Below are 15,758 nucleotides of genomic sequence, written 5' to 3'. Positions count from 1 at the left end.
ATAATGCAACATTAAGCCATTATTTATCCATATTTAGATATATTGGGTAAAGTCATATTATCGGCAAATTAAAATTAAACAGAATATATGCCATGCATTATTAATCATTCATATACATTTTATATATTTTATTATATATCGACATATTTCGATTTTCAATGTTAGCGCTTGTGTAATATTTTCCATTAATCTTCATTTTTTCTTGAGTATGATATTGCTGGCTGTAATATAATCAGCTTGCATTTTAACTTTAAGATATAATTCTTAACATCAGATAGAAAACAACTTAGAATTTCCAAGAAAACCGTTGAATATTTATAAATATATAAAACACCTTACTTAGAAAATATACTGTAACCAATATGTGAATTTATGCTATAATAAATCTATCAACGAATTGCATAGTTATAGTAATACTTTCTGACTATGCAATTTTTCTATATTGTAACGCTTATATGGCGAGGTGAAGATTTATGAAAGATTTATCTCCTGAGGGTTATTATCTCGATGCCCGAAAACTTGGAATTAAAGAATACAATAGATGTGTTTCTCGAGGTGAAAATGGCTACCTTCCGTCTTTAGAAGGTATATTAAAAAATACTGACATTGTTTCAGAAGTAGATTTAGGTATCGTAGAGATACCATTAAAACAAATTATAGGCACTTACTCACATTTAAGAAGTCTATCTTTAGCTAAGAACTTTATGCCATTATTGTCTGAAGATACAGAATTCGGTGGAAAATGGATTAATCTATGCAAAGCCCACTTAAATGAAGGAATAAAGCATTCTATAAAAATATATGAATATTTAAATTGGTATTACGTTCAAGAAGGAAATAAAAGAGTAAGCGTACTAAAATATTTTGATGCGTACTCTATCACAGGTACAGTTACTAGATTTATTCCGAAAAAAGACAAAAATGATTATGACATATGTCTTTATTATGAGTTTCTTAAATTTAATAAGATTACAAATTTATTTTCAATTTACTTTTCTAAGATTGAGAATTTCGGTAAATTGTTAAAGATGCTGGACAAATATAATCCCAAGAGATCTGCTGTAGATACTAAATATAGGCATTTTGATATATATGTATATAAAGCATTCAGCAGTATTTATAACAGTCTCTGTGATTCAAAACTCCCATTAACCACTGGTGATGCATTTTTAGAGTATGCAAAAATATATGGAATTCCGGATTATTTAGATGAGAAAAGTACTATACCAAAGGTAAAAGAGCTGATTACGGAACTTGAGCACAAATCATATTATTCCGGCATGTCTGTTCAAACTGTGCCTATAGAAAAACCTAGTTCTACAACAAGTAGTGTTATTTCCGCTTTGACTTCGCTAGTTCTTCCAAAGAAGAAAAAGTTAAAAGCTGCTTTTGCTTATGCAAGAACTATAGATTCTTCTGGCTGGACTTATGCACATGAAATAGGAAGACAATATGTTAGTAAGCTTTTGGAGGATCAAGTTGAAACGAATTTCATAGAAAATGTTCCAGAGAACACTTCGGGAGCATACCAAGTTCTTAGAGATCTAGTTAGACAAGGAAATAATGTTATATTCACTACAAGTCCTATTTTTAACAAAGCTACATTAAAATGCGCAATGGATTACCCTAATATTAGATTCTTTAACTGTTCAGAATACCAGCCATACGTACATGTAGGCAACTATTTCGGCCGCACTTATGAGCCTAGATTTTTGACAGGCATAATTGCAGGTTCAATGACTAAAACTAATATTTTAGGATATGTAGCTACTACTCCTGATCCTGAAGTAGTGAGTTCAATAAATGCGTTTACGCTTGGCGCAAAAATGGTTAATCCGTATGTTAAAGTTAAAGTCAGTTGGACTAATGAATGGAACAGTGATATGAAAAATACGAATGCTGCAAAAGAGTTAATTGATGCAGGGTCAGATATAATATCAAATCAAGCGGTATTGACCCCTCATCCTGTAACCTACCAGTATGGTGTTTATTCGATGCTCTCCAGTATTGACTTAAGCACTGGACTTCCAGATAAATACCTTGCAGCTCCTATTTGGAACTGGGGAATCTTCTATGAGAAAATATTAAAAAGCATATTGAACGACACTTTAAAAACTATTCATGATATGTATGGTAACCAATATCAGATGTTAAACTTTTGGTGGGGTATTGCTTCAGGAGTTTTAGATATATATTATTCGAAGGAACATGTTCCAAAAGCTACTCAGAAACTTGTGGATGTTATGAGGAAAATGATAATCGAAAGTGTTCTATATCCATTTACAGGACCTATTAATGATTCTAAAGGTATGCTGCGCTTTGATAAAGACGCTATTGCTACACACGAACAGATACTTGCAATGGATTGGTTTGTGGAAGATGTAGAAAGCTAAAAAAGATTGTGCCCTCCGTCGGGGTGCAATCTTTTTTAATGTATTGCTAAATCAATTTAGATTATCTCTGCAAGCAAAATTCGGCACATCTGAATTTTTACCATCACTCATTATTCCTAATTATTAATATTCTAGTATGTAATGATCATACGCATTTATTATAGTTGTAGTCTTATATTTTTTTATTCTTTCAGGCTGATATCCATAGCTAAGATGCTGATGTCCATGAATAAAATATTTAGGCTCGTATTTATCTAATATGGAATAAAATGATTTAAATCCCGTATGACACAAATCGTTTCCATCGCCGATGCCTTTAAGTGGTGCATGAGCTACAAATATATCTACGCCTTTATTTAACCAAAGCTTTAGTCCCATTTTAAATACTCTTTTCTTCATTTCTCTTTCTGTATATTGATAATTACCAAAATTATATCGCATGCTTCCTCCGAGTCCCATAATCCTTATGCCCTTATAGGTAATAATTTTCCCGTCTATATCTTCGCAGCCTTCAGGTGGATTCTTCAGATACTTATCATTATGATTTCCTGGAACATAAAACAACGGTGCCTTTATCATAGTTACTAAAAAAGAGAGATACTCTGCCTTTAAATCACCACTGGATATTATTATATCTATATCTTTAAATTTTTCAGGTTGAAAATAATCCCATATATACCTTGATTCTAAATCTGCTACCAGTAATATTTTCAAAATGTTACCCCGCCTTTTTCTAAGCTGTCTTTATATAAGATTAACGTAAACATCCCGATTGTTATTATCAGCGCAAATATTTGATTGGACTTTACTTGATAAAATTATATAGAAAGCTCTTGTCTATATAATCATTATAAAATAATATGGTTTACATTTCTACAAATTGTTTTACTTCTTCGTATTTTTCAGCAAAATGCCAGTTATTTTCGTAAAAATAACTGGCTTTTCAAAATACTATTATTTTTCCTAATAGTATACAGTAACAAATACTATAGAATATATATCGCACATAAGTTGATCATCACTATCTGTAGGTTGAAGCACAATATAACTTATGCCAACTTCAAGTAGAGTTCCAGTTCTGTCAGTTAATAAGTTAGTCCCGATAAGAAATTCTACTCGCATATTTCTTCCGATATTTCTTCTAAGAAACGCCTGTGTATATCCCTGCCCTTGGAATACAGGTGAGCCTGGTGCTTGAACAAAGTCTACTCCAGGAACAGGTGATGGAAATGCACCAGATGGTTGCTGCATACCTGCTCCACCACCAGATACTACAGCGCCAGGCATACCGCCTAAATTCGCAGCAGTTGAACCCATAATAGGCTGCTGCATAGCTGATTGAGGTAATGATGCTTGTTGATTCATAGCAGCCTGCTGATTAATAGGAACTTGTTGTCCCATAGCGTTTTGCTGATTTCCACCTAACGTCCATGCTCCAGCATTCCATCCTCCAGTACCGCATCCTGAAGCTATATTTGCGTTATTTTGTCTAGCCAAACAGTCATCACAAAAACTTTCAGACATATATTTCCTCCTAAATTTACTAATTACTATTAATATGATTCATAAGTCTATGTTTCTGAGTATAGCTCAGTAGGATTATAAAAGCAGTGTTGATTTACTCTTACTTGAAAACTCCCTGTTCTATTTACAGGAAAATAATATGGGCATTCAGGGACAAACGGATTAAAATACCATAATGAAGCACCGACTGTAAACAATCTGTTTCCTGCTAATGCCCAATCCGCTAATTGATAGTGTACTTCTGTGGGTGGATTCGCCCATATCGTCTGAGGATTTGGCATTCCTCCCAGTACTGATGTTGCACAATCAAATTGCCCTTTTTGAAATATAATATTTCTTAAATTTCCTTGACCTATTCTTCTATATTCTCCATATGAAACTCTCACCCTATTCATAACTGCGGTAGCTACTGCTTTCATACCGTTTTGTCCTTCTCCACCAGCTTCACATCTTATTATTCTAGCCAATAGTTCTCTGTCGGAATAAGCCACTATATTCACTCCTCTATTCAGTGTACACTATATAGAATATTCAAAAGAATCTAATTGGTTACAAAAATATTAATTTTCCCATAAAAAACTTCTAACAGATTTTAATGTTTACGAATATAAATATTAATGGGTGGATTATAGTAAAGCATTTTCTCTAGATCCACTCATTAGCATTTATAAAATAATTATTGCCGCGACAACAGTAACTGCTAGTCCTATCATAACCGGTTTAAAATTACGTCTTGCCAGTTCAAATGGGTTTATACCGCAAATTGCTGCAGCAGGAATTAATGCCCAAGGAACCAATGTTCCTCCACCAACATATATGGCAGCTATCTGTCCTAAAGCAGTCAGTGTAGCCGTACCTTTTCCTAATGCAAGCGCAAATAATTTTGCAGTAGAACCAGCCAAAGATATACCTGAAAATCCTGATCCGTCTAATCCAGTTATTGCACCTACTACAGTAACTGTTACTGCAGATACGATTGAATTTATCGGAACGGCATTAGCTAATGCCAGGCCCAAATCATTTACTATACCTTGAGATTTTACAGGGAGTACTTTTCCTATTATATCAGATATTCCCGCATCCCCAAGATAGAAAAATGCGGCTATTGGTATTACTGGCCCAAATACTTTGAAGCCAAACATAAGTCCCTCGATAAAGTTGTCCGTAACTTTTTCAAGACAAGCTCTTTTATAGGCAAAAATTGCGATTATAATCAATATAAATAGAGCTGTACCTCCAATCAATGCAGTTGCATCGCCACCTTGCAGTTTCAGAAAGTACATTATGACTATATCTATTACGAATACTAATGGAATTGCAATAGCAAAAGCTTTTCTTAACCTGCCTGAAAATGGTACTTTTACTACTTCTTCTACTGTGTTTTCGTGTATATATTTTCCTCGTATTTCACTCTTATTATGTTGTATTTTATTATTTTTCATATCTTTAGAAAGGAAGTAATAAGCTGCGACAGTAGTCGTAATTCCCATTATCATTACTAGTGGTATACTTGCAGAGACTACATTATTCACAGGTATTCCTGCTGCATCAGCTGTTAGCTTCGGAGCACCTTGAATGACGAAATCACCTGATAGAGCAACACCATGTCCAAATAGATTCATAGCCATTGCTACACCTATAGGCGGTAGTGCAATATTAGCTTAAAAAAGGTTGCACTCTACGTCTGCTCGTTCTTCTGATTAATATTTCAACTAATTCTTACCAAGGTACTTATTAAGGCTAAAACAACTAGTAATTTCATATAATATAATAAGCAAGTTTTAAAATTGGAGCATCATGATGAATATTGCAATTTATTCTCGAAAATCTATTGAAACTGATACTGGTGAAAGCATTAAAAATCAAGTAAACCTATGCAAAGATTATTTTATGAAACGATATGATGACTGTGAATTTACTATATTTGAAGATGAAGGCTTCTCGGGTAGTAATATTAATAGACCCAGTTTTCTTCGAATGATGGATTATGCAAAATCAAGGCATTTTGAAATAATAGCAACATATAAGATAGATAGGATAGCTAGAAATATAGTAGATTTCGTTAATATTTTTGATACATTAGAAAAATATTCTGTAAAACTTGTTAGTATAACCGAAGGCTTTGATGCTTCAAAACCTACAGGTAAAATGCTAATGCTAATTTTAGCATCATTTGCTGAAATGGAAAGATTAAACATTTCCGAAAGAGTATCAGATAATATGCTTGAACTTGCTAAATTGGGCAGATGGACAGGCGGCAAAGTTCCTTTAGGCTATAAGAGTATGATTACTATTAAAAACAATAAGAAAGCTGCTTTTCTAGAACTTATTGAATCCGAATCTAGCGTAATAAAAAATATATTTGAGCTGTACGTTCAAGATTATTCTGCAAGCTATATAAGCCGTTTTTTGAAAGAGCGGAACTATACTTTTTCAGCGAATTCTGTACTAAATATTATTACGAACCCTACTTATCTTCAATCCTCTCAGGAAGCTTCTGAATACTTGAGAAGCATAGGATATACTGTGTATGGAACTCCTAACGGTTATGGATATTTACCATACAATCGTAAACCAAATAAAAACAATAGTAATAAAGCAAAAGCTATATTCGCTGCAGTTTCAGTACATCAACCGATTATAGCTTTACCTTTATGGAAAAAGGCTAATGAACTTCTGAAATCTAAATCTACATTTTCACGTTCAAAACAGACCCATTACAGTTTTCTTAATTCAAGAATAATTATTTGTAAAAAATGCGAAAAATCCATGAAAATTTGTTTAGGACATAAACGAAAAGATGGCTCTAGATTATATTATTTTAAATGTCCATTATGTGGTGCTGATTATTTAAGAGTTGATATTTTAGAAAATGCTATACTGCATTTCTTTGCAGCTCTTATCGATAGGACTATTTTAGATTCCTGTGTAAGTAAAAATAACATCAATTCTTTTTGTATTAAAGAGATAAGAAAGCTAAATAAAAAAATAAATTCAAATAGATTATCTATAGATAATTTGATTAGTAATCTATGCTTCATAAAAGCTCCTTCTTCAATAGAAATTATATCAGATAAAATTGAATGCCTTTCAAAGGAAAATAATAAGTTGAAAAGCGATTTATCCCTTATAGAAAATCAATTGATAAGCCTTAATAGTTTTGATTCCAAAACAATATATCAGGATATAAAACGTTGGTTAACCGAGTGCAGCATCAGCACAAAAAAAGATATTTTAGCTTCTAGTATCGATTATATTCTCTATGATGCTAAAGCAAGTCGACTCAATGTAAAGCTTAGAGTGTAAAAACATATAAAAGCGTACCAAACCTACGTTAAAGGGTTGATACGCTTTTATTCTAATACACAAAGTCTAAAATTTGATTAGCAATCTGTTGAGCGAGTTTCTTTTTATAATCACTGGATTTTAAAGATGACGCTTGTTTTGATTTCTTAATATTCCCTACATTAACTATTACTGATGTAGAAGTAGTCTTTGCAAGCGTTGCAATAGTTTTATTGGACTTAGTTAAATTGGTTGAAACCTTCAGTTCATTAATAACTGCATTTATGGCTTCGGCTATTGCATTGCCTAATTTATTTGTACTGCTTGGATAGTAATAAGTATATTTATCATGAGCTTGAAGTGATACAAAATAATCAGCACCAGCGTTATTTGATATCGTGATTCTATCTTCTGAAGATACTGTTTTATCATTTGTTCTAGTATAGATTACTTTAACAGATTGTTTCTTCAAAATGCTTCCAACCATAGCAGCTACGTCCTTAGTAACATTTTTCTCAACAAGACCGTTAGCAGATGCACCAGTTTCAGTACCTCCGTATGCTGGATCAAGAGTCACTACAGGAGTCTTTGCAGTCTTATATTTAGGTATCTCATATGCGAATGCAGACTTTGAAGTCATATCTACAAGTTTCTTTATGTTTCCAACCTGATTGCTTGCCCATCGTACATCAGTGGCATATTGATGCGCCATATTATAATAATTCCACCTCATCTTGTAAAGCGTATCCTGAGGCGTGGATTTATTATTTATGTAGTTAGCACCTATAAATTTCGCTCCCCCTATTATAGCTTTGTCAACCGTAAACCAGCCTTCCTTGTATGCCCTTTCAGAACCTGCCTTATTAGCTTTTCCATCTGTAGCTCCTATACCATACATATTATAGGTCTTTTTACCATTGACTTTCAAAGAACCATTACTAAGCTGTGATGTTCCATATCCTGTTTCAAGAAATGCATGTGACACAAGGTAAATAGGATTTACATTATATTTTTTACCGCCTTCTAAAAAAGCTTCTCCTTTTCCGCTAAGTACACCTTTGCCTTTTAAAATCGTATTTAAATCATATACACTTATCCCTGATACATAAGATAATTTTAAAAACATGAATTTTCCACTGGTAGAACCAGAGAAATTACCAGGACTCATATAATATTTTATTTGAGATCTAGTTGCCGCTGTGGAAGTATTTCCATATACATTTCCACCTTTATTATATTCCTTATCTACAAAATTTCGCAGTGTGGTGTCATAGGATTTTTTTGCAGTTACACTTTTCTTTGCTATAGTCACAGATTTTGATTGGCTTGTACCATCATAACCTAAAACTTTTACAGTTATCTTATGTTTCCCAATAGATAAACTACCTATTTTTAAAGAATAAGAAAATCCACTCTTATCACCATATCTGTAGCCTTTATACTTCTTACCTACATCAGTACGAGATATACCGATAGAAGCTTTACCCTGATACTTACCGCTGACACTTACCTGTACCTCTCTAACACCAGAATCATTTAAAGCCCATCCTGTTATTTTTGCTATTGATCCATTGAAAGTTTGACTAGCCTTTGGACTCTCTATACTCATTACTGAAGATTTTTTAGATATGTATATAGTCTTTTTGTAAGTTTTTGTTCCGCCATCATTTCCAGTAATAATAATTTTCAACGTATGTTTACCTGGAGCTGTAGTGTACGTATCTATACTACAGCTATAGCCACTTTTAGCTGCATATTTTAATGAATAACTTGAATATTTTTTAGCTATATCTTTCCTAGTAATGCTGGTAGAAGCACTTTTTTTGTATTTATCATCTAAATACACTTTTATGTTTTTTATACCAAATTTACTTATAGCCCAACCGCTTACAGTAAATTTGCTATCTGATACTTTAGAATTACTTTTCGGTTTTTCAATGCCTCCTATTGGTATTGACTTTATTACTGTAAAGTATCTAACTATAGAATATGTTTTATTCTTTTTATCTACAGCTTGTACTACAATTTTATGTTTTCCGGATTTATATGAACTTAAAGGCAGAGTATATGTATAACCTGATTTATCTGCATTCTTATACTTTGTATATACCTTCTTAACATCATTTCTAATTTTTCCATATGTAGCTTTTCCTTTATAGTTTCCATCCATATAAATCTTAACTTTACTTATTCCATTACTGCTTAGTGCCCATCCCTTTACAGTAAGTGTGGAACCATGTACTTTCATGTTACTTTTTACACTATCAAGATACATTCTCATAGGAAGTGAAGCCGCTTGTACATTATTCACATTTACCATACACATATATAAAAGCGTCACAAATAGGATTAGAAATCGAAAATACTTTCTCAAATTATCACCTTCTATTAGTCAATTTTGCTATATGGCCTATAATCTAACCATTATTATACTTATATTAAATTATACTATATTTCATTTTAAAGTTCAGTTTCCCTCAGCTAGCATTTTAGATTAAGAGAGGCATTAAGATTGCATTTTCTTATTCTAAAAATAAAATACTGCCAAATTCGGCTAATATTATTTAAAAATAAAAGATATCTGCATTAAAATACAATTTTCAATGCGAATATCTTTTATTTTACTAGAATTCTCAATACTTTTTCTGAAGATTTTCCATCATTTAATGCACAAAACCTATCATAAAATCTATCATATTTCTCTTTAGAGTTAATTTCGACTTCTTCAATATTTAATATACTATTTAGAAGTTCTTCCTCATCCTCAATGATAGGTGCAGGAAGATCCTCATATATATCTAGATAGAAACCTCTAAGATTATTTTTGTATTCTTCTAAATCATACATATAAAATAATATAGGTCTCTTCAACGCAGCATAATCAAAGAATACACTAGAATAATCTGTAATTAACATGTCACTTATAATGTAAAGGCAGTTTATATCTTCGTGTTCACTTGCATCATATATAAAGTTAGGATTCATGTACATATTTTTAGTATTACTAATTAAATAGTGAGGTTTATAAATTATATAATATTTATCACCTAATTTTTCATACCACTTTCTAAAGTCTACGTTCAGCTCCTGGAAATATCCATCTTGCGTATATTTATTGTCCCTCCATGTAGGAGCATATAGTATTATAACTTTATCTTTTGGGATATTTAACTTATCTTTAAGAGCTTCCACATATTTTTTATCAGCATTAACTATTTCGTCATTTCTCGGATAACCTGTTTCAATAATTATGTCTTCTTTTATATTAAAGGCAGTACTAAACGCCTTAGTTGAAAACTTGTTTGCAGAAATAAAATAATCATATTTCATAGAATCATTTATATAAGTTTGAACCATTTGTTCTCTGCTGATTTTATTTCTATAAAAAGTAGCATCTTCACCTACATTTATGTCTAGCCCTAATTTTTTAAGAGGTGTACCATGCCAAGTTTGCAAATATATCTGTCCTGGTTTTTTTATATAAAATCCAGGCATCTTAGCATTAAATATCCAATATTTACATTTACTTAGATAATATAGATACTTAAGGCTTCCATATTTCACCTTAATGCCTCTGTCTATTGAATACTTATCTTTATCGCCAAAGGCCCAAATAAACTCGTAATCATCAAATTTATGATTCTTAAGCATATACTCATATAAGGCTTTAGGATTACACGAATAATTTCTTCCAAGATGACTACAAAAAATTATTTTTCTCTCATCTATCCTCGTATGAACAAATAGCTTACGGTATATTATCTTTTTTATCCTATTTCTAACCGTATTAGCAAGTTTAACAAACCTCTTGTGCTTTTTTATTCTTGATATAACTTTTCTTTTTATCTTTTTTAGCAAATTCATAGCATCTCCTATAGTATAAACAGTTAAATCAGATAAATTAAGAGTACATTTACTATTGGTAGTAAAAAGAGCCCTTAACTTATCTAAATAAATCTATTTTTCCTTTTTGTGTAAAAAAACCTCATTGACTACTCTCTCAGCTGCTTTACCATCATCAATATGGCAGAATTTATTATAAAAGTTCTGCTGCTTTTCAATATACATTGAGCCTAATTTTTTGTAATTCAAAATAGAATCTACCACCTCATCAGTAGTCTTAACTATAGGACCAGGTGCTTCTGCTTTTAAATCAAAGTATGCACCTCTTAACTCACTCATATATTTATCCCAATCATAAGTAAAAAATATTATAGGTCTTTTTAAGTTACTATAATCAAACATTACAGAAGAATAATCTGTAATCAAAATATCTGATATAAGATATAATTCCTGTATATCAGAATTCTGTGATAAATCAAATGCAAATCCTTTATAGTTTTCTATATTTATTGAATTGGTTATTAAATAATGCATCTTAAGTAGAAGAACATATTCTTCTCCAAGCTTTTCCTGCATCTTATCTAGATTCAATTCCATCGTAGCTTTGTAATGACCTTTTTGGTAAAAATTATCTTCTCTCCAAGTTGGAGCATAAAGTATAACTTTTTTATCCTTAGGTATTCTTAGTCTATCCTTAAGTTTATCAATATCTTCTTTGTTATTATGTCTATATAAAATATCATTAGCCGGATATCCATAGTCTAACATCTTCTTATAAAATCTAAATGCTCTCTTAAATATTTCTGCTGAATAATCATTCTGAGCAATAAGGTAATCCCACTGTCTCGAACTTTTGAAGAACTTTTCTTTATATTGATTTATGTCTTTCATTCCAGCCATAGTTACGTTAAACATGTCATCTCCAAGCTTCTTAAGCGGAGTACCATGCCATGTTTGTAAGAATGTTACCCCTTGTCTTTTTTGTATTTCTTCAAGGTGTCTCGCATTCAAAACCCAATAGCCAGATGTTGCCATATAATAGTAATATTTTAAAGTCTTTCTTTTAACTTTCTTAACATTACCAGGTATATCCTCATTCAAGTCATTTAATGACCATATTAATTCATATTCCTTATCCAAGCCGTTTTCAACAAAATAATTATAAATATATTTAGGATTTCCAGACATATTTCTGCCAAGAAAACTTTCGAAAATAACCCTTTTTTTCTTTATAGGCATCTTAGTGAACAGCTTATTATACAGTTTGATACATAAAATTTTATACTTTCTTGAGTTAACCAAATGTTCCATGAAACTGAAATACACAGAATACTTATTTATTTCTGGTACTAAATTAGTGTACTCTTTTCCATCAACTGCAGTAATTAAGGCTAAACCATTTTTGAAAGTTTCATCCATAAATTTCTTTATATCATTTGCTGTATAGTAGCAAGCGTATGTCTTTTTACCAAGCTTAACTACCTTTTGACATTTTAATTCTTCTACCGAATTCATAATACTCGTACGTATATCTTTTTTGTCAAGAAGAGCTTCTACATTTTCTCTAGTTCTATATTTTATCTTTAATCTGCTTCCGCTGACTCTTATGTTAAGTATCTGTTTTATTGTAACTCTACCTGCTATTTTTAACTGAAGATTCTTTTCTTCACCTTCCAAGAAAAGTTCCATAAATGAAGTGTCCCTATCGTTGTAAAGTTCATTTGAAATTAGGACAACTTGACTCTCATCGACATATTTAAGTGGTTTACTATCAATAACCTGACCATCTCTGAGTATATCAATATTCATGTTCCAACTTCCATAGGCAACCTTCTTCAATTCAAATATATCCGATTTACGAATCTTATATAAAAATCTATCCTTTTCAACATTGATGTCATCTGCTATCTGTATATTGCTTTCAGTATTTATCAGCCTTAATTTAGCTTTAATTGAGGGATGATCATAAGCATACAATGTTGAATTAAGAGTACCTTCAATAATAACATCTTCATTGTCTACATGTACTTTATCCACTTTAGGTAACACAGATATCCTGCTATCTATAATAAATGCAAGCTCATTATGTTCTTCATCTGAAGTCACTATCAGTGATTTAACAGTAGTTTTATCGATAAGTTTTACTCGTTTAAAATGAATATTCTTTTTCAATCTAATCTTTTTAGGATATCTGCCTTCTAAACGAAGCACAGCCTTAAATGTATTATCTTTATTTAATGGAAACGAATCAAAACCAATAGCAAAGTGCAATATATTTTTATCAATAGCCTTACATTTGTACTCTAAAATATTGTTGTCCTGAGAAAATAAAAGCACTTTACTATTCAGACAACTGCCTACATCTGAAGTAAGTGAACTCATGTACGTCTTTGGTAAAGCAACAGATAAATTAATTTGCCTATCATCTGCGTATATAGTTTCTGCTAATATAGGCTTTTCATCATTACCGATATTAATTTCTATATTTATTTCACCAACACTATTTAAGTATATATCTACATTATAAACATCCTCGTTAACAAGAAAATGTACTCCTTTGCAGATATACTCTTTCTTAGCTTGATCTACTAATTGTATTTTTAAGTTAACTAAAGAATTATTGTCTTTTACAGCGCAGACCTTACACAGCGAAGCATATTCAAAAAAACTAGCATTCTCTTTTATTAGCTGTTCTAAATCTATAGTGTTTTGCACTACTTTGAATAACAATGACGAATTAAAGGATTTTAGACATAGTTTATCTATAGTTTTTTCTGTTTCAAGAAATATTTTATTCTCAAGTAAGTATATATTTTTAATTAGTACTTCTTCTTTGTCCATTTTGTGCCTCCATTTTTACGATAAGCAGAAAAATTAAGCTTATTAACTTTTTTGCTCATTTATGTATAACTTTTTACTCACCTGCTAGTCATCAGAACCATCTTTTACGCCCAAATCCTGTTTAATTTTAGTTGTGGATATGCCTTCTGTCCTGCTTAAATAAACGACTTCGCAATATTCCTTTAAGAAGTCAAACTTGCCTTTCCAGTCATCGCCCATAACAAATACATCTACGTTGTAATTCTTAACATCCTCAATTTTCTGTTCCCATTTGTTCTCTGGAATAACCAAATCTACATATCTTACTGCCTCTAATATTTTCTTTCTTGCCTCAAAACTATAATATGCTTTCTTGCCTTTTATAGCGTTGAATTCATCAGTAGATACTGCTACTATAAGGTAATCTCCTAACTTCTTTGCTCTTCTAAGTAAATTTATATGACCTTCATGAAATAAATCAAATGTTCCGTAAGTTAATACTCTTCTCATTCTAATAATGCACCACCTAAATATATTTAATCTTCGATTTTTAATATGATATAGAGTCGCAAGCTCAACAAAAATAATTTATATGTATACTTCTATGAAATATCATTATTAAATAAAAGCTCATTAAACTTGGGTGTTTAAAAGCTATTACTAATGTATTTCGCTTTTCTTTTCTCTAAGCATCAATTCCTCAACGCCTTGCTGAGGAGTCTTTCCTTTAAATAGAACTTTATAAAGCATATCTGTTATTGGCATACATACATTAAGTTTCTCCTTTAACTCATAAAAAGCTCTGCATGCACTTACTCCTTCGACAACCATTCCAACTTCTTTTATAGCTTCCTCGACAGGTACACCTTTTCCAATAAGAATACCAGCTCTCCTATTTCTTGAATGCATTGATGTACATGTAACTATAAGATCACCAATGCCTGTTAATCCAAAGAATGTTTCTGCTTTTCCTCCGAGCTCTTCTCCTATTCTACTGATTTCGACTATTCCTCTAGTCATCAATGCAGCTTTCGAGTTATCTCCTAATCCAATCCCATCTGATACTCCTGCTGCTAAAGCTATTATGTTTTTAACAGCTCCCCCTATTTCAACACCAATAAGATCGTCATTTGTGTATACTCTAAAGTTAGACGACATAAACAAATCCTGTACCTTTTCTGCACTATTCATATCTTTTGAAGATACTACTATAGTTGTTGGTATACCTATAGCTACCTCCTCAGCATGAGAAGGTCCACTCATTACAACAACAGGATTTTCTAATTCCTGACTTATCACCTCAGAAAGTCTAAGGTCAGTTCCTTCCTCCATACCCTTTGCTATAGATACAACTATTATGTTTTTGTTTATTTTTCCTTTTATACTTTTGCAAACGCTTCTAATTACATGAGAAGGCACAGCCAAAACAACAAAGCTGGCTCCCTGCAAAGCTAAATCTATATCAGTGTATCCAGTAACTCTTTCCGGAATATTAAGTTCCTTTATGTATCTATCATTTTTTCTATTGTTATTTATGTCGTTAATAACTTCAGCATTTATGTCATAGATACTTACATCAATCCCCTTGTCAGCTAATAAAATAGCCAAGGCTGTTCCGAAACTTCCTCCTCCTAAAAATGTTACTTTATTCATTCAAATCATTCCTCTCTAAGCTTTATTTCTATATTGGGTCTATTTCTTTGATAATAATCTATATTTATATCAAATTTCCATCCAATTTTCAAATTATAACAATGTTTATTATATATTAAATCTTTAAACATTTCCAGTTTTATATATCAAAGCAGTAAAAAACTTCTGTTATGGTAGTTATATTCAAAAAAGTAAGGATTGTTTTAAGATAAAATACAGAAAACAGTCCTTATCTATTAC

The 15,758-nt window shown here is 31.5% G+C and carries 10 protein-coding genes and 1 pseudogene; 2 read left to right on the top strand and 9 right to left on the bottom strand.

The features are described 5' to 3' along the window. Positions 1-473: 473 nt before the first annotated feature. Complete coding sequence (locus tag CLORY_RS10730; protein WP_079424140.1) at positions 474-2,393, top strand: BMP family ABC transporter substrate-binding protein; 1,920 nt, start codon at positions 474-476, stop codon at positions 2,391-2,393. Between the two features lie 123 nt (positions 2,394-2,516). Here CLORY_RS10730 and CLORY_RS10725 read toward each other — a convergent pair whose 3' ends face one another. The 4 genes and pseudogenes from CLORY_RS10725 to CLORY_RS10710 form a co-directional block, all read right to left on the bottom strand. Beyond that, on the bottom strand, positions 2,517-3,107 hold the full coding sequence (locus tag CLORY_RS10725; protein WP_079424137.1) for a metallophosphoesterase family protein: 591 nt from the start codon (positions 3,105-3,107) through the stop codon (positions 2,517-2,519). 249 nt (positions 3,108-3,356) lie between these two features. Beyond that, positions 3,357-3,917, bottom strand: a complete 561-nt coding sequence (locus CLORY_RS10720) for a hypothetical protein (protein ID WP_079424134.1) — start codon at positions 3,915-3,917, stop codon at positions 3,357-3,359. A 47-nt stretch (positions 3,918-3,964) separates the two neighbouring features. Further along, positions 3,965-4,408: a cell wall hydrolase gene (locus CLORY_RS10715; protein ID WP_079424131.1), complete on the bottom strand. Its 444-nt coding sequence runs from the start codon at positions 4,406-4,408 to the stop codon at positions 3,965-3,967. Positions 4,409-4,582: 174 nt separating this feature from the next. Then, positions 4,583-5,572 (bottom strand): annotated as a pseudogene (locus CLORY_RS10710) (hypothetical protein); the annotation flags it as partial. A gap of 145 nt (positions 5,573-5,717) precedes the next feature. Here CLORY_RS10710 and CLORY_RS10705 point away from each other — a divergent pair. Next, positions 5,718-7,223: a recombinase family protein gene (locus tag CLORY_RS10705; protein WP_169911588.1), complete on the top strand. Its 1,506-nt coding sequence runs from the start codon at positions 5,718-5,720 to the stop codon at positions 7,221-7,223. Positions 7,224-7,275: 52 nt separating this feature from the next. On the opposite strand, the gene CLORY_RS10700 is transcribed toward CLORY_RS10705, so the two are convergent. The 5 genes from CLORY_RS10700 to CLORY_RS10680 form a co-directional block, all read right to left on the bottom strand. Then, positions 7,276-9,576, bottom strand: a complete 2,301-nt coding sequence (locus CLORY_RS10700; RefSeq protein WP_079424124.1) for an N-acetylmuramoyl-L-alanine amidase — start codon at positions 9,574-9,576, stop codon at positions 7,276-7,278. Positions 9,577-9,818: 242 nt separating this feature from the next. Further along, on the bottom strand, positions 9,819-11,066 hold the full coding sequence (locus tag CLORY_RS10695) for a CDP-glycerol glycerophosphotransferase family protein (protein WP_079424121.1): 1,248 nt from the start codon (positions 11,064-11,066) through the stop codon (positions 9,819-9,821). Positions 11,067-11,159: 93 nt separating this feature from the next. Further along, positions 11,160-13,886, bottom strand: a complete 2,727-nt coding sequence (locus CLORY_RS23770; RefSeq protein ID WP_079424118.1) for a CDP-glycerol glycerophosphotransferase family protein — start codon at positions 13,884-13,886, stop codon at positions 11,160-11,162. Between the two features lie 84 nt (positions 13,887-13,970). After that, positions 13,971-14,375 (bottom strand): glycerol-3-phosphate cytidylyltransferase, encoded by a 405-nt coding sequence (gene tagD, locus CLORY_RS10685; protein WP_079424114.1) that lies wholly within the window; start codon positions 14,373-14,375, stop codon positions 13,971-13,973. Positions 14,376-14,525: 150 nt separating this feature from the next. Continuing rightward, positions 14,526-15,518, bottom strand: a complete 993-nt coding sequence (locus CLORY_RS10680) for an NAD(P)H-dependent glycerol-3-phosphate dehydrogenase (RefSeq protein WP_079424111.1) — start codon at positions 15,516-15,518, stop codon at positions 14,526-14,528. Between the last annotated feature and the right edge of the window lie 240 nt (positions 15,519-15,758).

This window comes from Clostridium oryzae (genome assembly GCF_002029235.1).
Taxonomy (GTDB): Bacteria; Bacillota; Clostridia; order Clostridiales; family Clostridiaceae; genus Clostridium_AE; species Clostridium_AE oryzae.
This window is presented reverse-complemented; position numbering and strand designations above follow the sequence as displayed.